Annotated in this window: 23 protein-coding genes; 13 read left to right on the top strand and 10 right to left on the bottom strand. The window is 46.3% G+C overall.

The features are described from left to right. From ABIO93_RS19045 to ABIO93_RS19030, 4 genes are all read right to left on the bottom strand, one after another. Nucleotides 1-480, bottom strand: a complete 480-nt coding sequence (locus ABIO93_RS19045; RefSeq protein ID WP_348070517.1) for a low affinity iron permease family protein — start codon at nucleotides 478-480, stop codon at nucleotides 1-3. A 50-nt stretch (nucleotides 481-530) separates the two neighbouring features. Further along, on the bottom strand, nucleotides 531-1,712 hold the full coding sequence (locus tag ABIO93_RS19040; protein ID WP_348070515.1) for an FG-GAP-like repeat-containing protein: 1,182 nt from the start codon (nucleotides 1,710-1,712) through the stop codon (nucleotides 531-533). Nucleotides 1,713-1,779: 67 nt separating this feature from the next. After that, complete coding sequence (locus ABIO93_RS19035) at nucleotides 1,780-4,647, bottom strand: PVC-type heme-binding CxxCH protein (RefSeq protein WP_348070513.1); 2,868 nt, start codon at nucleotides 4,645-4,647, stop codon at nucleotides 1,780-1,782. 151 nt (nucleotides 4,648-4,798) lie between these two features. Then, nucleotides 4,799-5,149, bottom strand: a complete 351-nt coding sequence (locus tag ABIO93_RS19030; RefSeq protein ID WP_348070511.1) for a DUF1801 domain-containing protein — start codon at nucleotides 5,147-5,149, stop codon at nucleotides 4,799-4,801. Between the two features lie 150 nt (nucleotides 5,150-5,299). Between ABIO93_RS19030 and ABIO93_RS19025 the strand changes: the two genes are divergently transcribed. Beyond that, nucleotides 5,300-6,004: a hypothetical protein gene (locus ABIO93_RS19025; protein ID WP_348070509.1), complete on the top strand. Its 705-nt coding sequence runs from the start codon at nucleotides 5,300-5,302 to the stop codon at nucleotides 6,002-6,004. Beyond that, nucleotides 5,899-6,384 carry a hypothetical protein gene (locus ABIO93_RS19020; RefSeq protein ID WP_348070507.1) on the top strand — a complete coding sequence of 162 codons (486 nt, stop codon included), beginning with the start codon at nucleotides 5,899-5,901 and terminating at the stop codon, nucleotides 6,382-6,384. The genes ABIO93_RS19025 and ABIO93_RS19020 overlap by 106 nt, the downstream gene beginning before the upstream one ends. Nucleotides 6,385-6,481: 97 nt before the next feature. Here the strand turns inward: ABIO93_RS19020 and ABIO93_RS19015 are convergent, their stop codons facing one another. Continuing rightward, complete coding sequence (locus ABIO93_RS19015) at nucleotides 6,482-7,411, bottom strand: Rpn family recombination-promoting nuclease/putative transposase (RefSeq protein ID WP_348070505.1); 930 nt, start codon at nucleotides 7,409-7,411, stop codon at nucleotides 6,482-6,484. Nucleotides 7,412-7,546: 135 nt separating this feature from the next. On the opposite strand from ABIO93_RS19015, the gene ABIO93_RS19010 reads away from it, so the two are divergent. Further along, nucleotides 7,547-7,744, top strand: a complete 198-nt coding sequence (locus tag ABIO93_RS19010; protein ID WP_348070503.1) for a hypothetical protein — start codon at nucleotides 7,547-7,549, stop codon at nucleotides 7,742-7,744. Here ABIO93_RS19010 and ABIO93_RS19005 read toward each other — a convergent pair. Continuing rightward, complete coding sequence (locus tag ABIO93_RS19005) at nucleotides 7,736-8,449, bottom strand: LytTR family DNA-binding domain-containing protein (RefSeq protein WP_348070501.1); 714 nt, start codon at nucleotides 8,447-8,449, stop codon at nucleotides 7,736-7,738. The genes ABIO93_RS19010 and ABIO93_RS19005 overlap by 9 nt on opposite strands. Nucleotide 8,450: 1 nt before the next feature. Further along, entirely contained in the window at nucleotides 8,451-9,491 is a 1,041-nt protein-coding gene (locus tag ABIO93_RS19000; protein ID WP_348070499.1) for a histidine kinase, read from the bottom strand. Nucleotides 9,492-9,736: 245 nt separating this feature from the next. Here ABIO93_RS19000 and ABIO93_RS18995 point away from each other — a divergent pair, with 245 nt between their 5' ends. The 3 genes from ABIO93_RS18995 to ABIO93_RS18985 all read left to right on the top strand — a co-directional run bounded on the left by ABIO93_RS18995 (nucleotide 9,737) and on the right by ABIO93_RS18985 (nucleotide 15,543). Then, nucleotides 9,737-12,187 carry an outer membrane beta-barrel protein gene (locus tag ABIO93_RS18995; protein WP_348070497.1) on the top strand — a complete coding sequence of 817 codons (2,451 nt, stop codon included), beginning with the start codon at nucleotides 9,737-9,739 and terminating at the stop codon, nucleotides 12,185-12,187. 65 nt (nucleotides 12,188-12,252) lie between these two features. After that, on the top strand, nucleotides 12,253-13,026 hold the full coding sequence (locus ABIO93_RS18990) for a helix-turn-helix transcriptional regulator (protein ID WP_348070495.1): 774 nt from the start codon (nucleotides 12,253-12,255) through the stop codon (nucleotides 13,024-13,026). A gap of 192 nt (nucleotides 13,027-13,218) precedes the next feature. Beyond that, entirely contained in the window at nucleotides 13,219-15,543 is a 2,325-nt protein-coding gene (locus tag ABIO93_RS18985) for a hypothetical protein (protein WP_348070493.1), read from the top strand. A 46-nt stretch (nucleotides 15,544-15,589) separates the two neighbouring features. On the opposite strand, the gene ABIO93_RS18980 is transcribed toward ABIO93_RS18985, so the two are convergent. Beyond that, nucleotides 15,590-15,922: a YegP family protein gene (locus ABIO93_RS18980; protein WP_348070491.1), complete on the bottom strand. Its 333-nt coding sequence runs from the start codon at nucleotides 15,920-15,922 to the stop codon at nucleotides 15,590-15,592. Nucleotides 15,923-16,169: 247 nt separating this feature from the next. On the opposite strand from ABIO93_RS18980, the gene ABIO93_RS18975 reads away from it, so the two are divergent. After that, entirely contained in the window at nucleotides 16,170-16,424 is a 255-nt protein-coding gene (locus ABIO93_RS18975) for a mannonate dehydratase (RefSeq protein ID WP_348070561.1), read from the top strand. Here the strand turns inward: ABIO93_RS18975 and ABIO93_RS18970 are convergent. Next, nucleotides 16,402-17,859 (bottom strand): S41 family peptidase, encoded by a 1,458-nt coding sequence (locus ABIO93_RS18970; protein ID WP_348070489.1) that lies wholly within the window; start codon nucleotides 17,857-17,859, stop codon nucleotides 16,402-16,404. The genes ABIO93_RS18975 and ABIO93_RS18970 overlap by 23 nt on opposite strands. A 103-nt stretch (nucleotides 17,860-17,962) precedes the next feature. Between ABIO93_RS18970 and ABIO93_RS18965 the strand changes: the two genes are divergently transcribed. The 5 genes from ABIO93_RS18965 (at nucleotide 17,963) to ABIO93_RS18945 (ending at nucleotide 22,703) form a co-directional block, all read left to right on the top strand. Then, a complete protein-coding gene (locus ABIO93_RS18965; protein ID WP_348070487.1) occupies nucleotides 17,963-19,102 on the top strand; it encodes an AraC family transcriptional regulator in 1,140 nt (379 codons plus the stop codon). Between the two features lie 131 nt (nucleotides 19,103-19,233). Then, nucleotides 19,234-20,217, top strand: a complete 984-nt coding sequence (locus tag ABIO93_RS18960; RefSeq protein WP_348070485.1) for a hypothetical protein — start codon at nucleotides 19,234-19,236, stop codon at nucleotides 20,215-20,217. A gap of 2 nt (nucleotides 20,218-20,219) precedes the next feature. Next, nucleotides 20,220-20,894: a hypothetical protein gene (locus ABIO93_RS18955; RefSeq protein WP_348070483.1), complete on the top strand. Its 675-nt coding sequence runs from the start codon at nucleotides 20,220-20,222 to the stop codon at nucleotides 20,892-20,894. After that, nucleotides 20,884-21,990, top strand: coding sequence for a histidine kinase (locus ABIO93_RS18950; protein ID WP_348070481.1), 1,107 nt, complete (start codon nucleotides 20,884-20,886; stop codon nucleotides 21,988-21,990). The genes ABIO93_RS18955 and ABIO93_RS18950 overlap by 11 nt, the downstream gene beginning before the upstream one ends. Nucleotides 21,991-22,070: 80 nt before the next feature. Further along, nucleotides 22,071-22,703: a response regulator transcription factor gene (locus ABIO93_RS18945; RefSeq protein WP_348070479.1), complete on the top strand. Its 633-nt coding sequence runs from the start codon at nucleotides 22,071-22,073 to the stop codon at nucleotides 22,701-22,703. A 16-nt stretch (nucleotides 22,704-22,719) separates the two neighbouring features. On the opposite strand, the gene ABIO93_RS18940 is transcribed toward ABIO93_RS18945, so the two are convergent. Beyond that, nucleotides 22,720-23,622 carry a LysR family transcriptional regulator gene (locus tag ABIO93_RS18940; RefSeq protein ID WP_348070477.1) on the bottom strand — a complete coding sequence of 301 codons (903 nt, stop codon included), beginning with the start codon at nucleotides 23,620-23,622 and terminating at the stop codon, nucleotides 22,720-22,722. Nucleotides 23,623-23,729: 107 nt separating this feature from the next. On the opposite strand from ABIO93_RS18940, the gene ABIO93_RS18935 reads away from it, so the two are divergent. Beyond that, nucleotides 23,730-24,380 (top strand): NAD(P)H-dependent oxidoreductase, encoded by a 651-nt coding sequence (locus ABIO93_RS18935; RefSeq protein ID WP_348070475.1) that lies wholly within the window; start codon nucleotides 23,730-23,732, stop codon nucleotides 24,378-24,380. Nucleotides 24,381-24,509 lie beyond the last annotated feature (129 nt).

Genomic DNA, 24,509 nt, shown 5'->3' with positions numbered 1-24,509 from the left:
TCACTCCAAATCATTCATTTTATTACCGTTAGTGGTGTTCGAAATACTTTTCCGTTTGTGCAGGTTTTGCGCAGCGTCAATGGAGTGGGACTTATGAATGTCGCCATCCTCTTCCGACATATCGGACAGTGTCTGATAAAACTTCTTCAACACGTCCAGTTCCGACTCGCTCAGGTCCTCGATATCCACGATACGGTTGCTGGCGTGGCGGCTGGCGGCGATCAGTTCATTGAGTTTGATCTGAATGGCTTTTGAATCCTTGTTTTGAGATTTTTGGATCAAAAAAACCATCAGGAACGTGATAATGGTCGTTCCGGTGTTAATAACCAGCTGCCACGTATCGGAGTATTGGAAGATCGGGCCGGTGATACCCCATACGATAATGATGGTAAAAGCAGTACCGAAGGCCATTGAACTACCCGTCCAGCTAGTGATCTTGGTAGCCATTCGTTCGAAAAAATTAACTTTTTCTTTGTGCATAATTTGTGAAGGTCTGAAAATGAATCGTTTTCAATTATTATGCCTGAAAGTTACTTTTTCATTGCATTTTCAAACAAAAATACGCCGTTTTTGTTGGCAACGACTATATCCTGTTTTTTGTCTGCATTGATATCAGTCACAACAATATTCAGTCCCGCACCCGAATCATTGTCGATCCTATGTTCCTTAAAATAGGGCTCCTTACCCGGAGTAAATTCAAACCACAGTAGGATAGCGGGGTCGCTATCTCCCGGATCACGGCCGTGATGAGCCAGAAATCGTTTTCCAGTAATATAATCCTTCCGACCGTCTTCATTCAGATCGGCCATGATGGACGAATGTGTTTGCGCAGTGGTATTGCTCATGAGGTGAGTTTTGAAGTCGATTTTGCCATTCGCATCCTTCACCTGCTCATGCCACCATACACCCAACGCATGTGCTGAGGCGCTCACGACATCATTTTTACCATCCCCATTCACATCCAAAATCTGCATGTGCGAGCAGGCCTCGCCCAGGTTGGCCGGGTGAAACTCCCAGTTTCCCGCTTTCAAATCCCTCGTTCCCTGGAACCATCCTTCCTTGATCACCACATCACTGATACCGTCATTATTGACGTCCCCAAATCCGATCCCGTGGGAGAAATTTTCGGTACCGTTGACATTCTCTTTGCTCAACGGATAGCGCTTCCATTCCGTATCACCGGCTTTTAGAGGAGCTTTTAACCACACAATCTGCTTTTTTTTCGGATCGCTGCAAAGGATATCGAGCTTTCCGTCGCCATCAATGTCAATGAACCCCGGCGACTCATTGGCTATACCCATGGAATCAGCAATGATATGCTTTTTCCATTCACCCGGTTTATTTTGATTGTTTTCAAACCAAAAACCGGGTTTCCCGGGAAAATCAACGATCACGACATCCTCCCAACCGTCCTGGTTCACATCCATTCCCATGTTGAGAAATGAATTGCTATACTCTTTTCGCGGGTCAAATACCCGGGAAGGAGCCATTTCATGTTTTGTCCATTGGGGGGCTTCAAACCAGTAGTACCCGGCTACAATGTCTGGCTTGCCGTCCTTATTCAGGTCAGCAACTGCCACTCCTTCCGAGATAAAATCACCGGTGAGTTTGGTCTTTTTGAAATCGGGTGATGTTTGGGCGATTGCGATGCCGGATGTCAGGGCTATGGATGCGCCGGTTAGCCAGAAGAGGACATTTGATGGGATGTGCATGCTTTTCGTTAGTTCTTGGTTGGCAATAGCCCCGGACTTAATCCGGGGTTAAGGGGTGTCCGGGGTTTTAAAGTCCGGGGTTGAGGGCTTTGGCGATGAGCATCTGGGTTTCGTGATTTTCGTGCGACTCTGCCTTGCCGAGTTTTTCATTCAGGTCTTTCAGCACTTTTTTCGATTCTTCGGTGCCGATCGCAGCTACGCGCTGAATGGTGTATGGCAATATTTTGGGCAGCTTGGATTTCTCGGCCATTTGCAGCGCACGTTTCATGTCGAGTGCGGCCAGTGGTTCAGCAGCATACCACACCATCAAAGGAAGGTTATGGTCATCTTTGTCTTCGGCTTTTTGAACCAATGCATCCAGCACATCCCAGCGCTGGCTAGGATCTAGTCGAAGCATGCCCGATGTGAGGTACAGTCTTACCAGTGACGAATTATCACTTTTCGCCAGCTCTGCAAAGCGTTTCAGGGTTTCGGGTGACACCGTTTTCCCTTCTGTCAACAGCTGTATAGCCCAGCTTCTCACATATTCTCCTTCGCTTGATAGTAGATCCGTCAGTTCTTTTTCAGTCAGGCCTTTCGTCACGTGAAGTGTCCATAATGCGCGCAGCTTTCTGGTTTCGTCGGGATTTTTCGCCAGAATTTCCTTTAATGCTTTGTGTACTTTTTTGTTGGGCCCTCTTTCCTGTAAAATCGTTCTCGCCTGGCGCACATACCATTCATTTCGGTGCAGCTGATAGTTAACCAGTTCCATATCCGATGCTTTGGAAAGATCCGCCTTTACCCATTTATCATTTTCATGACTGATCTTAAAAATCCGGCCCATGGTCTTATCATGCACATCGGGATTGGGACTGTGACATTGGTTTTTATCATACCAGTCGATCGCCCACACGGACCCGCTAGGATCGTATTTAAAGTTCAGCCACTGTGACCAGGAATCATTCATGGCCAGAAAGTCCGGCTTGTGAGAGGCTACATAACCAGATCCATTTCTTTCAAAATGGTCAATGTTAAGGCGCGCACCATTAATGTTGTTCATAAAAATCTCATTCCGGTATTCCTTCGGCCAGCTGTCACCACCCAGGTAAATCATCGCTCCGGCATGCGCGTGACCACCGCCCGCAGATGCAGAACGGAAATTACCCGCATGTGGCCCGCGCTCTCCTACCCAGTGCACGTGGTCGCCTATGGTTTTGATATCGTCATAGGTATAAGGATTGAAATGCTTGCCCGCCTGACGCTGGTACCGCGCGCCCTGGATAATGTGGTACATGTGCGGGATTACGCAAACCGTGATGAACGGATGCCCGTAGTCATTGAAATCGATGCCCCATGGATTGCTGGAACCTTCGGCAAACAGCTCAAACTTGTGCGTCACTGGATGCAACCGCCAGACCCCTGCATTCAGTTTGGTGCGTTCCGAGTCGGGCGCGCCAGGCTTGCCTACATTGGAATGCGTAAATACTCCGTGCGTGCCGTAAAGCCATCCATCGGGCCCCCATCGAAGGTTATTGAGTATCTCATGGGTGTCTTCGAGTCCCCAGCCATCCAGTAATGTTTGTGCAGGTCCGGCAGGTTTATCATTCTTGGCATCAATCGGAATAAATAATAAGTAAGGAGCAGAACCAAGCCATACACCGCCCATTCCAACTTCTATTCCACTGATCAGGTTGAGATTTTCAGCGAAAACTTTCTTTTTATCCAGCGTGCCATCCCCATCGGTGTCTTCCAGAATCAATATCCGGTCCCTGCCCTGGCCCTCCGGTGCACGAACCGGGTAAGTATGTCCTTCTACCACCCAAAGTCTCCCTTTTGAATCAATTGTAAAACTGATAGGCTTCACTACCTCCGGCTCAGAAGCGGCCAGCGTTACCTTGAATCCTTTGGGGGGAGTCATCGCTTTGGCGGCTTTTTCTCCTGAAAGTCCTGCATTCAACACGGGATCGAGCGGTGGAAGTACAATGATATCCTTCTGTTTCAGTTCATTGGGGAAATCTGGTCTGCTGGGGTAGAACAGAAATTCGTCAAAGTTAATATGTGCCCATTTGTCGTTGGCAATGTAGGGTATCTGCGAAATTCCGGTCTCATTGTCGATGATACGGATGAAAATATCCTTGTTCAAATAAGCCTGTAAATCCACCACGGCAGGCTGCAATGTCGCCCTGCCCTGCCCGGTAATGTGGTAAATCACATTATCAGTTCCCGCCAGTACCAGTTCCACGCGCGTGTCCTGCAATGCACCCCCCGAAACCCGGAAAGCGGCAAAAGGCTGGGTCACTTTAAATGGCGCGGAAGTAAGCGTACCAGTCAGTTTATAATTGGTAGTACCGCCGCTGCTCAGAAAGTATTTGCCCTCAAAGCCAATATTCATTTCTTTTTCATGAACAGGGGATGGATCTGAATTGAAAAGCGGATTAGCAAAAGCGTCACCGGTTGCAGTCCAGTCTTTTAATGTTCCGGTTTCGAAATTCAGGTTCAGTGGCTGCCCGTCTTTCGTCGGAAGCTGCCCCGCGATCGTAGCATTGGAAATAGCCCCCTCCACGACTTCAAATGTGCCAACCATTCCAGCGGCACGGTGACCAGGAACCGAGCAAAAGTAAATATCGCTTTGCAGTGCCTTGAAAATGAGACTGGTACTCGATCCTTTTTCGAGAATTACCTTGCTTTTGATACCAAGTTTTTCCAGCGCGATGTCGTGGGTCATGAGTTCACCATTGGTAATGGTGATGCGTACTTTATCGCCTTTATTCGCTTTCAAAGTAGGGTTACGCGAACCATCTTTTCCGAAAAAACCGAGCATAGTAGCTTCCAATGCATAGTCGCGGTCATATTTGGTGGTGTCTTTGGGCTGAGCGGTTTTGGATTGCGCCATCCCGGAAGGTACCGCTAGCGAGAGGATGACAAAATGTAGCAGTAGGCAACGTATTTGATACATAGCATCAATGGTTAATTTCAGCAATAATTTCCTATTAAAGTCCTGGCGTCTACCAGTCCTACTATACATGCAAAATCATATTACCAAATTTATTAGTAGAGTACAGTAGAGTATTCTAAGATTCAGTTTTCTGAGCCTGCGAACGCCCAGTTTAGTCCTGTAATCTTATTTTGACAATCCGCGTGATGAGGTCCAGCGGCATGGGCTTGTCGAGCGGGAAATGTACCGATCCTTTGGAGCCCTTGTACTGTGAAAGTTCCTCCCCGAGTTCTTCCAGTAATTTCCCCGATACCGGATATAATGCAATGTGCTTTTTCCAGCCCGCGAAATAAATCAGGTAAGAGCCGCCGAGCGTAAACGTGGGCATATCGTAAGAAATGGTCTCCCCGGCCTCAGGCGCCGCTTCCCGAATGGTTTTTCTGACTGCTTCCAGTATCACCTGGGTTTCTTTCGGAAAACCGGCAATGTATTCGTCGATCGTTTTGGGTTTGTTTGCTGACATAGTGATTGATATTTACCGTTTTACAGAAAGAAATCACCACAGACATTTTAATGTCATCCACGCAAAAAATATGCATGATACTCAACGGTCTGAAAACAAAGAAGAGGACTGGATTAGATTTGATGCATCATTTACTACCTATGATTTGCTATGAAATATTTGTCTCTTCTCACTTACCTGATCGCCTTCCTGGGCAAGGTTACCGTAATGACCCAGGCGCCGAATAAAATTAATTACCAAGCCGTAGCACGCGATGCAGCCGGCATGCCGCTGATGAATCAGGGTATTAAATTGCGCCTGAGTATCCGCCAGGATGCTCCCGATGGCCCGGTACAATATACCGAAACCAGAAGTATTACTACCAATTCGCTGGGACTTTTCAGTATGGCCATTGGCGACGACGGTGCTTCAGATGTAACGGGCTCGGTAGCTTTCACATCATGGAACAGCGGCGACAAATTTTTGAAAGTCGAAATTGACCCGAATGGTGGCAGCTCATTTGCAGATATGGGTACCAGCCAGTTACTGAGCGTGCCATTTGCACTCAACAGGGCTGATAATCAATGGCTTTCGAATGGCCCCAACATAAGCAATAAACATTGCTGCCTTCACAAGGTTTGCTGCAACCCGACACATATTATCGTCTCAAACCGGTTGATTATGATGGTACGACTAGCTATTCATCTATTATTTATGTTAAGCAGGCTGCTGCTCAGCGGTTTTCATTGTATCCCAATCCAACCGGTGGTATGCTCAATCTGGCGACTAAGGAGGGCGGCGCCCCGCTACATATTGTCATTTACTACATCAATGGCCGCGAAATGCTCCAAAAAACACATATACCCGCAAGTGTAATGTCCATTGACGTGCGGCATTTGATACGGGGCAAGTACATCAAAAAAGTACAGTATTTTAGCCTATTCCTGCCTGTCTCCATTGAAAACTTTAAAAGACACGCGCTCAACCTACCCCCTATTCAGCATCATGGATACGGATTGTGGTACCCGGTCGACGGTAATGCCATCGTTAGAACGGAACGGAAGGGAATATTTACGGGGATGAAGGATCATTACAAAGTCCCTCATTTCTACTTTTTCGTCGTCGATTTGAACACGCAATCAACTACTAAACTGAATCTACCGCTTGATAAGGGTTCGGCAAGGCAATGTGTGATCCGTAAAAATGGTCTTGAATATATTACTGCCAACTCGGACCGCGAAGGAAGTTTTACCTAGATTTATGATTCCAAAGAACACAAACTAGAAAAAGGGCTCCAATTCACCGGAAATGTAGATAACACGCTGCGAATTAACCAGCTACATTAGATTTGGCTCACAGTTTTTCGACCTCTTCCAAAGTCAGTTCCAACAGCTCTGATATCAGAGAATTATCCAAGCCTTTTTTCTTCATTCCACGGGCGACAGTTATTTTTTCTTCCTGTCTGCCCTCAATGATACCTTTCTCAATTCCCTCGTCGATTCCTTTTTCGAATCCTTCCTCTCTTCCCCTTTCCATTCCTTTCTCAAAACCCTCCTTCTGAATATAGTCCAGCGAGTTATACCAGTCCCATTGATATTTTAAACTTGAATCGTAGGCCATCCTTTCTATTTTATTTAGTTTACAGACTTCTGCGATATTAAACAATTTACTGAAAATGGGCTTTCTCAAAAATACTGGAATTTTGTCCAATTTACTCAGGTTTTTTAACAAAAAGAACCAGTTGTCCAGTTCCGTAACGAGCTCTGATTCAGTTTTATTGAACTTCGGCATTTCAATAAAAGTATATCCCAGCTTATCATAAAATACCTCGCCCGTACCAAGTCTGGTTAGTTGTATTTTATGCAAATATTGATCCGGTAGCGTATCATCGAACGTAAAATCCATTAAACCGATTAAATAAACTGGTTTCAATCTGTAATCCCAACGCGGTACGCCCGGCGGAGCTTGCTCGCGGATGAGTGATGATGTGTAATAGACACATCTGTCTTTAAAATATTGCTGCCGCAGTCGCTGTACTTCGATGATGAACTGCTCCCCGTCCAATCCTGTACAGGAGAGGTCAAATATCACCCTCCTGTCTTCGAGCAGCTGACCAACATGTTCATTTTTATTATAAGCGAGATCAACGATCTGCCTCTCGCCGAGAAACAACTGATTGAGAAAATCAATCAGTAAATCTTTGTGCGGCTCTGAACCGAACAACCTCTTAAATCCGAAATCAGTGAACGGATCGATAAACCTGCCGATGGTATATTCCTGCATAAATCAGTGTGTGTGTGAAAAGCCCAAATATATCAATTCCCTTCACTCGTCATTGAGTTTTACAACGAACGGTCGAAAAATCCCCCTTTTATTTATCCAATGAAAGAGAATGCCTAACTAAACCCAAATCAACTGATGCAACAAACAAAAAGTACTTTCGGGAAGGTTTGGTCTAATCCGATTATAATTGGAATCTGTTCGGGGGTAGGCCTGCTAGCCGCCCTTACCGGTAACGGGATCTGGAATGTTACATCGTGGCTTACACTGGGCCTTCCGGTCGTGATCACGGTGTGGTTTTTGTCAAAACCGGGGAAGAAGACAAGGTCAAGATAAGCCCAACTGCCTCATAAAAAGCTCCTTATAGTTACTCCCAATCGGAATTTCGGTTTCATTGATAAACACCCTATTTCCTTCAATATGATCGATTTTTGACTTATTAATGATGAAGGACCGGTGAACGCGGAGGAATAGCGATTTCGGGACCAGTTCTTCAAAATTGGAGAATGTCATGGCAGGAAGTAACGTGTTCTGCACCGTTTTGATTTTGGTGTAGTTCCCGTTTGCTTCCGCATACAGCAGGTCATCGTGGCGGATTTTGTAGATCTTCCCGTCTGTTTTGATGAATATAAAATCTTCTGTTTTCGGTTCTGTATTTTCCTGAAAAGTAACGGGAGTAGTGTTCAATTTTTCAATTGCCTTGTCCACCGCGACCATAAACCTTTCCATTGAAAAAGGTTTCAGGAGGTAATCACAGGCCGAAAGATCGAAAGCGTCGAGCGCGTATTCCTTGTATGCAGTTGTGAAAATAACCTGCGGCGGGTTTTTCAGCGTTTTCAAAAACATTATACCATCCATAACCGGCATATTGATGTCCAGAAACAGGATATCAACCCTCTGCTGCTGCAAAACCGTCTTGGCTTCCAGCGCCATACCACAGGAAGCGACTACATTCAAGTATGGCAAATGCCCGCAATATTTATTGATGATATCCCTCGCAATGGGCTCATCGTCAACGATCAGGCAATTGAATGTCTGCATATTATTTGATTTTCAGCCTCAGGTTCACTGTATATTCCGTATCTCCGTCTTCGATTTCCAGTCCGTGCTCGCCGGGGTAAAGCAATGCAAGCCGTTTGTTCACATTGGCTAGCCCGAACCCGCTATGTTTATCGTCGATTTGTTCTTCCGTAACAACCCGACTGCGCGAGTTTTCAATTGTAAAAAGAATGTAATTCGCCCAGGTTTTCATGGTAATGGTAATAAAAATCTCATGCTCTGTCGTGTTTTTGGAATGTTTGAAAGCATTTTCAATGAATACAATGAGGAGCATAGGAGCAATTTTTACCGTAGAATCCCTCACTTCTTCCAAATCGGTCGTCAGTACCAGCCGGTCCCCCAGTCTTAATTGCTCAAAATCAATGTAATTGCGAATGTAGGCCAGCTCGTCTTTCAAAGGCACAAAAATCTCATTCGCGTCATACACCGAATACCGCAGCAGCTCCGACAGTTTCAGCAACAATGCGGGCACCTTTTCATGCTGGGTAATGGAGAGCCCGTACATATTATTTAATGTATTGAACAAAAAATGAGGGCTTAACTGCGACTGCAAAAGGTGCAACTCGCTCTGGCTTTGCGCTGCCAGTGTCCGCGCCTCCTTCAACTGATTTTGCGAAACGCCCCGCGCCAGCTTGATCAGCATACCGAGTGACACACTGAACAGCAAAAATGGCAGCCAGTACAGCAGCAAACCCACAGCCCGGTTGTTTTCCATCGGGTAATCAGCATGAACAAAAAGCCAGGTAAAGTTCAAAACCATTACCAACGCAAGTATAGTCAGAAGGCTATTGGTAACCGGTTTATTATTGGCAGTCCAAAGCAGACCAAAGTACCTGCCTAGAAAAACACCTGCAAAAAAGCAGAATGTCGCAGCGGTGGCAGCCGCCTCGTCCAAATGCGTATGTAGGGCTTCCAGGTAAGCCTGTATCGCCAGCCAAACGGGTACCGAAGTTATAGCAGTCAGGAGGAAATATACCCAGATTGAGATCTGCTCATTTTTGGAAAAATTCTTTATTGAAGTCATTTTTATTCCTTTTGCATGTGACATTACAATCGCAAAATTCGCCTCGCAATCATCACACATCAACTTTCTCGGTCAGACGGGCCGTAATTCCTGACAGAAGCCCGATAAGCGGTTTCAAAATGTTTTGTCAGCTCAAAAACCCGTTCTGTCAGTGATTTGGGAAGTTACAACACATTTATTTCACGTCGCTGCTTGCGTAGTCAATATTTGACCATTCTTATTAGCAACGCAAATCAAAAAAAGCCATGAAAACGTTTATCAGCATCCTTTTTTCACTCTTTATAATATGGACAGCTTCGGCGCAAAACATTGAAAATAGCATCTCCGGGGCTGTGAGGGACACCCGCAATGAAGTCATCCCGGGCGCTACCGTCAAACTACTGAGGGCGGCCGACTCTTCCATGGTACTGGGTGAAATTACAGACATCGACGGCAAATTCCGGTTCAAAAAAGTAGATCCGGCAACCTACCTCATCAGCATCACCGCCATGGGCCAGAAACCATTTACCAGCGTTTCCCTGACAATAGACGAGGCACATCCGTCGGTTAGCATGCCGCCAGTGATCTTGCTTCCCGCCAAAAACATTGAGCTAAATGAAGTTACTATCAAAACAAAAAAGCCGCTGATCGTTCAGGAAATAGACAGAACAGTCCTGAATGTAGAATCCATGATCAGTAGCGCGTCAAGCAATACTTTGGAAATATTGGGAAAAACTCCGGGTGTTAGCGTTAGTGCGAATGGCGAGATCAGCCTGAATGGTAAAAGTGGCGTGATGGTACTGATCGATGGCAGAAGTACTTATATGTCCGGCCAGGACCTGGCTGCTTACCTGAAATCTCTGCCTGGCGGCGTGCTTGATAAAATTGAACTGATCGACAATCCGCCAGCGCGTTACGATGCAGCTGGCAATGCGATCATTGACATTCGTCTGAAAAAAAGCCGCGCCGGAGGACTGACCGGCAGCGTTTCATTCGGTGCGAGCATGGGCAAATATGCAAGGAATAATGATGCCATTAACCTCAATTACAACCGTAAAAAAGTAAACTTGTTCGCCAATCTGGGTTATAATCACGAGAAAAATTACAGCCTCGACGTCTACGACAGACGGTTTTACACCATTGATTCCAAGCCATCTTCCTTCATAGATCTTGTCAATCACCAGACTTCCCGAAACAATGGTTTCAATGCCAATTTTGGAATGGATTTCGCGGCTACGCCTAAAACCACCTACGGTTTGATTGTCAATTTGAATGGTGGAAAAAGAACGGGAACGCTTGATTATGAGAGTACCAACTTTAATGCCACGCATAATCTTGACGCAATCGGCAGCGGCGACAACAGGGCTCATGACAGCCGGGACAACAAGGGTTTTAACCTGAATATGCTGCATAAATTTAACACTACCGGTCGCGAGCTGGCCGTGGATGCCAACTACCTGCGATACCATTCACAGGGTAGCCAGACGATCCGGAATACAACATTTCAGCCGAATGGAGCGGTTACCGGCCAAGAGGAGTTTTTATACCACATTCCATCATTGATCAACATTTACACTGCCAAGGCTGATTATTCGCATCCGCTCAAAAACAAGGCGAAAATGGATGCGGGTTTCAAGTCGAGCATTGTGGATAATGATATTATTTTCGATCATTTCAATGTAAATGAAGGCATTCAAACCATTGATAACCGCCGGTCTAATCATTTTAAGTACCACGAAAATATCAACGCTGTTTACATGAACGGGCAAAAATCGTGGAGCCGTTTAGGGGTGCAGCTGGGTGTTAGGGTGGAAAATACGGAGGCCCGTGGTAATCAGATCGGTAATGATTCGATACCGGGCATACGTTTTACCAAAAGCTACACTGGATTGTTCCCAAGCGCTTTTTTGAGTTATAAACTGGATAAAAAAGGCAATAATACATTGGTACTGATGGCGGTACGAAGAATAAGCCGTCCAAATTACCAGTTACTCAATCCATTCGTAGTCTTCAAAGATCAGTACTCCTACTCTTCCGGCAATCCGATGGTGACCCCGCAGTACCAAAACCGTTTGGAACTGAAATACCAGCACAAACAATTCCTGAATATGGGCCTGAGTTACAACAAATTCACGGACGTCATTTTCCAGACTACCCAAGCCGTTGGTGAAATATTCACGACCCGGCCCGAGAACATCGCAAACGGCTACATGGTGTTACTCAACACGACAGTATCCGTGTCCCCGACCAAATGGTGGTATACCAATACGACTTTGAGGTTATCAAGAATGGAGATCCAGGGACCGGTTTATACCGAGCAACTAAGCTTTGAGACCAACATTGCACGGCTGGAAGTGAACAACTATTTTACAATGAAAAATGGGTGGTCCGCCGAGCTGGGAGGCTACTATGCAAGCCGCGACCTGAATGGGCAAACGGTCACATCAGGGATGTACCGGGTGAATGCGGGGATCCAGAAGAAGATCTGGAAGGGCAAAGGTAACATTAGTCTGAGCGCCGAGGATATTTTTCACACCTGGATTTACCACAACAAATCGCTCAGCCTGAGACAATCCGAATACTTTCAAACCAGCGAATCCGACACGCAGCGAGTTGGCCTATCAATTTCCTACCGGTTTGGCAAGGACACATTCGCCCGTAAACGCAGACATAATAACAATGCTTCGGACGATGAAAAAGGAAGGATTGATCAGTAACAAATTGGGGAAAATGAATGTTAAGACGTAGTTACCGCAGATGACACGCCGTATCTCGTCCCAAAATGAAAATACAAACCTTTGCCCCGACACCGGCGCTGGCCCCGTTCATCAAGAAGTACCTCATCATTGAATCCGGTGAAGAATTGGTGAACAGGGTTTTGCCGGAAACGTCGCTGGTAATGGCGTTCAGGGTTCGGGGTACGGTGAGTTATCTGAATGATCATGTCAAAAAAGAATTACCGGTCTCGGTTTTATCGGGCGTAAGAAAATCGCGGCAGCTGATCAATTATTCGAAAGGCGCAGCAAATGTTCTGGTTATTTTCAAAGAAGCGGTGGCAGCCGTGTTTTTCAAAGAACCACTTCACGAGTTGCTTGGTGAGAGCGTTTCAATGGATGATCTGGCTGGTTTTAAAGACATTACCCGCATAGAAGACCAGTTGGCCGAAATGACCGATGATTGGCTGAGGATCAAGGTCTTGGAACATTTTTTACTTTCCAAGATCGGTCATTACAAACCGGATATATTAATACTGGCCGCCATTGAGCGAATCCGTACAGCCAAAGGCGTCATTAGGATCAAGGAATTAGCAGACGCTCTCTTCATTAGTCAGGATGCTTTTGAAAAACGTTTCCGACGCGTCGCAGGGATTTCTCCCAAGCAATTTTCAAATATTATCAGAATGCAGTCTATTGTCAATGAAGGACTTACACGAGACGCATTGGCCGACGCAGCTTTTCGTGCCGGTTATTTTGATCAGCCCCATTTCAATAAAGACTTCAAATTATTTACCGGGCAAACCCCTTCGGAGTTTCTCAAATCCCCGCTGCTCTGGTGATCAAGTTGGACTGACTACCTACCATATCTATATTAAATGCAGTTGGTTAGCCTGTAATTGCCGCCTCATTTGAAACAAAGGCAGGTCAAATTACACTTCAACTTCATCCACACCATCATGATCATTAACCATTACATTTTTCATTATGTAAAAAGAACCTTTCAATTTCGCTTTCCAACTTGCCGTGCAGTCATGGGCTGTCTGCTAATGCTTGCTTCATTGCAGGTTAACGCGACGAATTACATGGTGAGCGTCACCACGGACGGCAACGCGACGGACCAGCTCCGGGGTGCTATCCAGGACGCCGCGCTGACCGCTGGCCCGCACACGATCAGCGTGCAGGCAGGCACGTATGTGCTCACATTGGGACAGATACAGCTCGGCAACAACCCTACCGACATCACGATTACCGGCGCTGGTGCGGGCAATACCATTATAGACGGTAACAATGCAGACCGGATTTTGCTGATCAACCCCGGCAGGACGACCAGTAATGTGAACGTCACGATTTCGGGCATCACTTTTACGCGAGGCAAACTGACCAGCGATGTACTGGGCGGAGGCGCCATTTTGGCCGGCGGACCAGGTAGTGTGTTAAATATTTCCAATTGTAGTTTCACAAACAACACCATCGATCCCGCTCATGGTAGCAATGGCGGGGCGCTTCATTTCGAAGTTGGTGCTAACGCAGGTGCCATCGCCTCGTTTTCGTTCACACACTGTATTTTTTTAAACAATTCAGCCTCAGGAGCAGGTAGCAGCGGCGGTGCGCTGAGCATTATCTCAGGAGAGGGCAACCCCGGTTTCTCCGCGACTATCCAGAAGAATAATTTTATCGGAAATTTTGCAACGAGTGCTACCGGAATTGGCGGCGGCGCTATCATGGTCAACAATGGATCAGCCATTGGAAATACCGTAATGATCAATTACAACCGGTTTTCAGGGAATGGTGTGCATTCCAATAACACCACCCGAAGTGCCGTGGCGGTTCAGGTTTCGCAAGGAAATGTGAATGTCACCAACAACTGGTGGAGCTGTAACCTGGGAGCCAAGGACTGTTCCAATAAGGCAGCTTCAACAGGTGATATGGACGATCCCAAATACACTTTTGCGCCATATCTCATGCTAAATACAACAACTGAAAACAGCGAAATCTGCCTCGGTCCGCCGTCCAACACCTCTTTGATCACCACAGGTTTCACCCGAAATTCGGAGAATGAGCTCATAGCAGGAAGCGATCTGAGTGCATTGACTGGTCAGCCCGTTACTTTCTTCGCCTCGCTGGGGTCGACCTCCAACGTCACTGCCCCCATTCAGCCAGGCGGAGAAGCTACTGCTACTTTCAACACCATCGGCGCAGGCGGTGCAGCGAGCGTTAGCGTGTTGGTAGACAATGTTCCTTTCAATGACCCATTTTCAAAGGTTAACATTCAAATAAAACAGCATGCGACGCTCCCGCTCGCAGCAACGAATGCGACTATAACATTAATAGCAGGTGAGAATTTACTTCAAACTGGCAGCTGCACATTGATCGGCTCAGTTACTCCCCTTTCTCCGACCGACCCTGGCGGGAACATCATAGGAAAAGTTTGGGTGGAAAACAGCGCTCCGGCTTTCAATGGAGGCTTTTATCTGGCAAGACATTATGAGGTAAGCTCTGAAAATGTATTTACGGCAGCGGTGAAATTGTATTTTCTGCAATCTGAATTTGACTCTTACAATGCTGTACCCGGCCACGGGCCCGACATGCCGGTGAATGCAACGGACATGGCCGGAAACAAAGGCAATATCCGCATTGCTAAAAAAAGTGGTACCAGCTCTGACGGCAGCGGCACTCCCGGCAGCTATCCCGGCACATTTACCACATTGGCTCCTGCCAGCGTAACCTGGAACAGTACATCCGGCTACTGGGTCGTCAGTTTTGAAGCAAGTGATTTCAGCGGCTTCTTTCTCACCACAGACCCGGATGCGCTTCCGGTGACGTTGGTGTCATTCCGTGCAGAACCATTGCCAAACCAGACCGTCAAAATCATGTGGACCACCACGTTCGAGACCAACAATAAAAGCTTTGTCGTTGAACGCAGCAAAGATTTAAAGATTTTCGAAAAAGCAGGGGAAGTCAGCGATTTGGAACCTGAAAGCAGCGATTTAAAAAACTATGACCTAATTGACATCACACCCTATACAGGGACGAGCTATTACCGGCTCAGCCAAACAGACATGGACGAAAAACTGACGAGATACAAAGCCACGGCCGTCATACTTCGCCAGGAACCCTACGGCATATTCCCCAATCCGGTTATCAGAAACAGCCCATTTGTGCTGCGACTGGACGAACCCATTACTGCGACCGTAACTTTCACAAGCCTCGCCGGACGAGCAATACCCATTGAAACCATTGACAGACAATCCGGAAATCTCTGGCTCAGGATACCGGAAAAGATACCGGTGGGTGTATATCTGCTCAAAGTAGCTGAACGCGGGCAGACGCGGACTCACCGTTTAATGTTGGAGTAGTAGAGAGAAAAAGAGGAAGGTCGCCTGACCATCCTCTTTTTAGTATTTATGCGGTTTGATCATCAATAGTAGCATCCGGCGCATTTTTCTTCACCGATTCGATGCCGTTATCACGGCCGGAAGTGCTTTCGTACATTTCGCTGCTTCCGATCACCTGACCATTTCCTGCTTTGAGGGAGAAGTAGTATTTACCATTTTTAGAAGTCAACCGCTCGTAGCGGCCCTCATCCGGGGCGTTTTTTCTGACGGATTCAATTCCGTTCTCACAGCTTGCTTTGGTGGAATAGCCTTCGCTTGCCAAAATCGTCTGTCCGTTGTCAGCTTTCAGGTTGAATTGGTATTCACCATTAGCCCTAGTGGACACTGCAAATTTACCCATAGTAGTATATGTTTGATTGAGAATTCAAAGTATGGATATTTTTGGGGAAGGCAATGCTTTGAGATTTTTTAATGTGGATCATCGCAACCGAGGCCGACATGCTTAACATTGCCATGTGGGGCTGCACAGCCAAAGACTGGAAGCAGGCCAATCAACAAAGGGTCTTAGATGGGAAAAATATTAGGGACATGGCAAATCGACGCGACTTTTTATAAAGGCAGTTTTTACACTTTTTTGGGAGAGATCAATTCCGCATTCCCGGGACGTTCGCGGCGATAAAACCCATTTCGAAGAAACGTTTCACGATGATGGTAAAACCGATATGTATCTGGCGATGAAAAACTACTACGACATTGGTTTCAAAGGCCCGATGCGCCCGGACCACGTCCCCACCATGGCCGGTGACAGCAACGAACATCCGGGATACAGCAACATAGGCGCCCTTTTCGCGATCGGATACATGCGCGGGCTGATCGAGTCTATTGCGAAATTGGGTGAGTAGATCCGGCTATTTTTTTCAAGATCAATGGGATAGCCGGATCACGGTTTTCAAGCAAGTCCTGGCGGGTTGGCAAGATAGTCATGTCAGGAATAATGCCTCTGCCAGGTTTCTCTGCGGGTTTGACAGCCATATAGTAACCTCCTACCGGGACACCCAGATCCAGTCCGGTTGCTGGGAGCTTGAAAATAACGAAGGTACCGCTGTTGTCACCCTCATAAGTCCCGCCCGATTCGGCACCTGCGAAAACGCCACGGTTTTCGCTCTTGGCGACCGCCAGAAATTCCGAAGTGACTGAGTAGCTCAAACCATTGGTCAGAAACCAAACCTTGCCTCGATAGGTGTCTTTTTGAGGGTGATGCGCTCCCAGGTTTTTATGTTTTTTGAACAAAAGCCTCCCCTGTTCATCCTTGTGAATGAAAAGTCTGGCCAGACCGATGAATTTCGGAAAATAAGCCGCTTTATAGTTGGGTACCTGCTTTTTAGTCTTGACCTTCACTTCGATCCGGTCGTAGTAATTGAAATCTTTCACTGCCATTCGGGCAAACAGTTCCTTTCCCAAAACATCATTGCCGCCTTCATTATCCCGCACGTCGACGATCAGGTTTTGAATGTTCTTTTTCCTGATCTCCGAAAAGCTCGAATCCAGAAAGCTGATAAAATGCTTGTTGCCATTGTTGGAATAAAAACCTGGTATCCGCAACAATGCGACAGAATCATTCTTCATTTCCAGTCGATTCGTGGCGATTAATGAACTTGTCTTTTTGTTAAGTTCCTGCCAGGTTTCATTAGAAATCCCAGCCACATCCGACGATGTCTCCCGACCCGATTCGTCTTTAAAAGCCAATTGAAATTCTTCACCGTCTTGAATAAAATCAGCATACCAAGCACTGAAATACTGCTCAATCTGCGCATCAGCAGAGGATTGCACGAAACCATCGATGAACATTTGCTTCCGCAACTCCTTCACGATTTCACCGACAGGTTTCCCATTAATCATTTCCAGATACTTTCCCCGAAAGCTTTCATTGGTTGACTTAACAATTAACAATCTGCCGCCGTCGTCAAACCGGACAATGACAGGCAAAAGATGATCGGTATGAAAGTAAAATGGGAAGCCTTTCATAGGCGGGAAAAACTTGGTATGACCGCAACGTACTTTCACCAGCATGGGATTTACAAGCCTGAAAAATGACTTCAATGTTAACGAATCCTGTTTTTCTAAAACAGTGCGAACAGAATCACAAGCTGCATCAAACTCTCCCTTTTTGCCAAATCGGTCATACCCCGGGTGCAGGCCTTTTACAGCGTTTTGGATGAATGAAAGATCCTTGATCAGCACATCGGACGGAAAGCGTTTTTCATAAGCGGGTTGTGCATGGCTTAGACAGAAAAACAGGGACAGGGTAATAATGGTGGTGTAGATTGACAATTTCATTTTTTAAATTTTCCGCAATGTTTGCCCGAAAAATCGTCCTGATCGTCTCTGCCGACAAGTTCAGACCAAATAATTTGGCTATTTTTGAGGTTTCACATTCGCTTTGATCTTTGCACTTTTACTTTCCGGCATCATTCAGGGGAGCTTTCTGATCTTCCTCCTCTACAAAAAAGGATCGAACAGGATTCCCAACCGGATTCTCTCATTTTTCATCCTGCTGGTCATTTTCCATCTTTTCCTGATTAGCCTGGACGTCGAAGACCTGTTCATTGCCTACCCTCATTTCAGCAGGTTATCGTGGCTTTTACCTGTTCTTTACGGACCGCTGATCTTGCTGTTAACCCAAAGTATCGTCGAAATTGATTTTACTTTCCGGCGGGCCCATTTGCTTTACGCCATTCCGTTTTTGGTTTACCTCGTTCTGCTGACACCCTATTTCTTGTCGGGAACCGCCTCCAAAGTGGCTTATCTGTCCGACCCGGTTATGGTGAGCCAGGCAGATTTTGGCTGGATGAATCACATCACCAATTACCTGCACATCGGTTTTACTTCGGCCGCATTGTGGTTTTTCTACCGCAATGTCGGCGAGCGTTCGCAGTACTTTTCTGACGATGCCCGTGTCAATATTCGCTGGCTGCAAGAATTTCTGTGGCTCCTGTTAGGCCTGATGGTTTTCGCACTTTTTACTTTTTATGCCAAAAAATATCAGGTACCACACTTTTCAGGCATTTATCCTTCGCATTTTATATTGGTAGTTGTACTGGTGTACTGGATCGCCTACAAGCTTTTGCAGGAAAAAATGGCCTTTGCGCCCATGCAGCACAATACGTTCCGGACATCAGAAATTGCAGCAGAACCAGTTTCCGTTAAATATTCAAAGAGCGGGCTGAACAGCGAGGGCAGCACGATGATCGCAGCAAAATTAAAGGATCTTATGTCGCGCGAGAAGCCCTATCTCAATCCCAGTCTGACCATCGCGGAGCTCAGCGACATGATGGACATTCCCAAGCACCAACTTTCTCAGGCGATTAATGCTGAATTAGGAAGCAATTTTTATGAACTGATCAATCAGTACCGATTAAATGAGTTTAAGCAACAAGCTATCGATCCGGCCAACAGCCATTTATCCATTCTCGGGATAGCTTTGGAATGCGGCTTTAACTCCAAGGCCACATTTAACCAGGTTTTCAAAAAATCAGAAGGGACAACGCCCTCGGCTTATGTTAAACTGCACAGATCGTAACTAGTTCTTTACCCCCATTCCGAACACGTACTATTACCCATAAATACCCCAAAATCAACGCATTGACAATGCGATAATTTCTATATTATTTTAAAAGATAATAAGTTGTTTAACCTAAACCATGTAACACGATGTCTTCAAGAGGTTTTGTTAGGATATCTAATCTGATTACACCTGCCCACCATGCTTTTGACCCGCTTTCCAAACAGGAAGCATTCGATCTCATCGCCGGATTCGAGGGATTGCGGGCCAGCAAGAGCATTGACGTTTCACAAGCCTCTTTCTTTCTTGACAAAACTACCTTGGAAGAGCTGCTGACCGAAAACCGCAACGGCCCCAATCCGGGAGGGGATTTCACGACCGGCTTTCATTTCGACGGCCTCAATGTATATTTCGGTCTCGATGAAAATAACAAAATGCTCCTGCTTATGCGCAGAGCCTCATTAACCAGCAGACCAGAGGTATTTGAACAATATAATGAAGTATCACAAACCATGCCGGTGTTTAAGCCTGTTACCAAGACTTTCGAGCTCGTGGATTTCGCCTCAGTTTCTTTCAATAAAGGTGAAAAGACGCAGGCTTATGTGATGGATGTGAATGACAGCTACTACCACGAGCTGCGCAATAATTTCAAAGAGCGTTTCCGTGAGGGCACGCCTGAATTCACGGTCAAGCTTCCACCCAGGGTGTTCGCAATTGCCAACAGCGCAAATGTTTCCAGGGCGGTCGCCACTAGCGGCGGACTGAGGGCGATTAATCTGCCCAGACTGGTAACAGGCTATTTTTTGGGCAAAAACGCGCTCATTGATCAGCTCTGGAATGGCGAGGGCAATGGTGTCGGGATCAAGTTTTTTCTCGGCTACGGATCGCCAAGCCGCAACAACGAACCTTTTCGGATCATGCACATCATCGCTATTGGCGCCGAAAGCGAGGACGCGACGATTGCGGACTACCCACGGGAAACCGTGTGGGGTACCCTGCCATTTTCCACCGCCCGGCCGTTTCTGACAAAGCAAGTGTCCCTAGATCCAGGCAACCCGTCGGAGCCACCGCCACTGGGTGACGGCAGCACGCCTAATATGACGTCTTCCTGTGTACGCCGGCTGAACAGATAGCCATGCTTTTGCTGATACAGAACATTTTTGACCAACTCGCGCAGATCAGCGCCTATCTGTGGTACCTGCCTATCCTCGCCGGTGCGTGGCAATGGCGGCGTCTGGATACCACTTTTCGGTTGTATGTGATGGGTTCGGTGTGCTCCGTTTTCCTGGTAACCGTGCTCGCGCAGCTGCAATTACGTAATGTGGCCTACTATTGCATGCCGTTGCTTGGGAGTGTGATATTTGGAATGATCTTTCAAAATCTGTTAAACCATATCGTCCAGCCGAAACTCATTGCCGGGTTATCCGTTCTGATCTGGATCGTGGTGTGGCTGTACATCATTACGTACGGCATTCAGGAGTTTCAGCTGCGGTCGACTATTCCTTATGATGTCATTATGATGGCACTGTCGGGTATTTACATTACCGATCGGCTCAGAAACAGCTCTCACATCAACGAGCCGCTATTTTACCTGGTGCTGGTGTTGCTCATTGATTTTTGTATCAACCTCTTTATCGATGTCATGAGCAATTTTCTGACGGCTTATTTTTCAGATAATTTCATGGATCTGCTTTGGGACAAGATCATTCCCGCTTATAACCTGATCAAGATCATTTGCCTGATCGCGATCCTATTTTCCGTCAAACCCAAACTGCCCAGCCTTGATCGAATGCCAGAATTTGAACATTGAATGTACCCGATTTGCCGGTAAAAGGCTTGCTGCGCTAATTGCAGCCTGTGTTTTGCTATGCAACCTCGCACCGGCTCAGGACATTCAATTCACCTCTTTTCTGGCCACCAACGAAGAACAGGATTCCAGTTATAACATGGGCAAACCTATATCCCTCCTTTACAATCAAACACACATTATCATTCAATTCAAAGACATAAAAGACTCATTGAATGCACGTTACGCCTACCGACTAGAAGGTTTCGACAAACGCTGGCATGAAAACGGGAAGCATACCATTGTCAATTACATCAATCTTTTCGGGGGCGATTATACCTTGCAGGTCAGGAATCTCAACTACCCGGAACACATTGCCTCGCTCCCGTTTCACCTTGATGAAGCTTTCTGGCAAAGGCCCTGGTTTGTGCCCATGATCGCCGCCTATGTGCTGCTGATAGTAGGCATCGTCCTCTATTTTATCCGAATGTACCGTCTACGTAACCAGATCCGCCTGCAAAAAATCCGGAACGAAATTGCTGCCGACTTGCACGACGACGTGGGTACCGCATTGAGCAGCATTACTTTTCTTGGTGAAATGGCGAGATCGCGGTTTGACAAAAAACCCGAAGAGATCCGCCCGATTCTGGAACGGATCATGGACGAATCGAAGGAAATGATGCAAACTATGCGCGGTGTGGTATGGGTTATTAATCCTCAGAATGACCAGGCCGAAGACTTTTTCGAGAAGGTCAAATCATTCGCAGAATCAGTTCTTCAAAGCAAAAAAATAGAGCTGAAATTCACGGCCAAAGACACCCAGCATTGGCAAATGGGCCTGGAAGTGCAACGAAACCTGTTTCTGATCTTCAAAGAAAGTGTAGTGAATGCGGCTAAGCATTCCGATGCATCTCACGTAGCCATGACCATACAGAAAGAAAAAAACTATGTCTGGATCCTGATCAGCGACGATGGAAAAGGATTTGAAGAGGACGTCTTGAATGAAGGAAATGGCCTGCGAAACCTGAAAAACAGGGCCACCCAGATCGGCGGCGACTTGCAAATTAATTCAAAACTCGGCCAGGGAACGCAGGTCAAAATGGTCATCCCGATCGCATGAATTCGCTATTGACTGTGTGCATCGCTTTATTGACCTTTGATCCGCTAAGTCTTCAATGCTAACATTTTAGTTAAAATATCATGATCCGGGTAGCCATTTTTGACGATAATAAAACCTTTACCGATAATCTTTCGCTGCTGTTCGAAGGGAGCGACGACTATCTGCTAAGCGGCGTTTTTTCCAATGCCCTCAATGTGCTCCAAAAGGTAGCCCGCGCCAAGCCAGACGTGATCATTATGGATATCAAAATGCCGGAAGTCTCAGGGATTGAGGCGGTTAAAATCATTAAAAAGGAATTTCCGGGCATGCAAATATTGATGCAAACTGTATTTGAAGACGAGGATAAAGTTTTTGCAGCCATTTGTGCGGGGGCTTCGGGCTATATTCTCAAAGGTACCTCGCCCGACCAGGTACTCGAATCCATTGCAGAGGTGTATACCGGCGGGTCGCCCATGAGCCCGAGCATTGCGCGGAAGGTTTTGTCGTTTTTTCAGTCGGTGAACCAGCCGGAGCCCGAATTTTATGACCTATCCAAACGTGAGAAAGAAATTCTGAAATGCCTGGTCGATGGCCAGAGTTACAAAATGATCGCCGAAACCTGCTTCATCAGCATTAACACGGTCAATTCACACATTCGCAAAATATACGAAAAGCTGCATGTGAACTCCTCTCAGGAAGCTGTTTCGAAGGCATTGAGGCAAAAACTGGTTTGATTATCCACACCATTGCTCATTCCTCCACCATTACTTTTCTGAACAGATCTTTGATCAATGCAATCTCGCTGCCATATTGCGTTCTCCTCCGAGTCGCGAAGTGCAATGTGTTTTTAAGCTTCGGCGAACCTTCCCACAACAGTTTGACCAGTCCGCTTTCCACTTCTTTTCGACACAGAAAATCAGGGATTACTGCCAGGCCTTTTCCGCTGGTAAGGCAGCGAACGATGGAGTTGATGTTCGGGACAATGTAGTTAGGCCGAAAATCAGGGTTACTGTTGAAATTGAGTTGCCAGAACCGGAATAAATGTTCCATATCGCTGGTCGTTCCGTACCACTTCTGCTCTTTCAGCCAGGCCAGGATTGCATCATTGTCTTTTTTGTTCAATAGTTCATGAAAAGCAATGTCATCCACCTCATTACCACACACCATCACAATGGTTTCCGAAGAAAATGCCTCATGCTCAATATTGGGCGATGTGCCTTTCTGAGGCGTGATGATTAGGTCCAGAATTCCCTTATCAAGCTGGTCGAGCATTTCCCGGTACTCGCCGAAACGGATGATGACATTGAAAGGTAATGTCGAAATGTACTGTTCCAGTGTAATCTGGAAGGTTTCAAAACACATTCCAACGCTGATGGTAGGCGTATGTTTTTCAGTGCTCTTCTGAAAGTTCTTCTCTGTGTCTTCCAGGCGCATCAAGGGCTCGATAATGGAATTGAATAGTACCTTACCCCGCTCGGTCGGGATCATGCGCCGGCCCGTGCGGTCAAACAGCTTATAACCTACATAACTTTCCAACGAACCGAGGTGAAGGCTTACGCCCGGCTGAGAAATAAACAATGCCTCGGCTGCGCCCGTGAGGGTTCCAGTTTTATATATAGCCTTAAAAGTGCGGTACCATTCCAGATTGACCATGTGATCTAATTATTATAATAATGATACAAATGTATGATTTATGTTATTTTTATAATAACTAATACCCCGGTAATTTTGTGTCATAGCAATTTGAAAAACAAAAAGACATGACCAGAATATTCATCATTAACGGCGGGCAGAACTTCGGACATTCAGGAGGCAGATATAATAACTCCGTCACAGCATCCACAGAGGCATTTTTTCAAGATAACAAAGACTTCGAAGTCCGTACGACGCACATTAGCAAAGGATATGTCCCTGCCGAGGAAGTCGAAAAATACAACTGGGCGGATGTGGTCATTTATCATACGCCGGTATGGTGGTTCCAGCTGCCACACGAGTTCAAAAAGTACATTGATGTCGTATTTACAGCCGGTCATAACAAGGGCATTTACCATAGCGATGGACGGAAATCCGACAATCCGGCGATCAATTACGGCACGGGCGGGCAGCTACACGGCAGACATTACATGCTGACTACCAGCTGGAATGCTCCCGCGACGGCATTTACATTACCTGGCGAATTCTTCCATGAAAAAAGCGTTGACGAAGGACCTATGTTTGGCTTCCACCGCATGAATGCATTCACGGGAATGAAGCCGCTGAAAAGCTTTCACTTTCATGACGTTGAAAAAAATGCGGACATCAACCGCGACCTGGGATACTACCGTGATCACCTGGTCCATGTATTTTCCGGTACTAATGACCTGAATTCAAAAAAAGTGGAAACTGAAGAACCCCAATATACTCCGGTTTAACCTGCCTAAACGACACTTGAACACAGGTGTCGTTTTTTCAAAAAATCGCCCTTCGCAAATTTGTCCGGTTATTAATTAAATAATTGGACATGAAAAATTTCTTGCTAGTCTTAACTGGCCTCTTTGCAT

The sequence above is a fragment of the Dyadobacter sp. genome (genome assembly GCF_039919315.1).
In the GTDB taxonomy this organism is placed as follows: Bacteria; Bacteroidota; Bacteroidia; order Cytophagales; family Spirosomataceae; genus Dyadobacter.
Note: the sequence above shows the minus strand (reverse complement) of the source record. Positions and strands in the feature narration are given on the sequence as shown.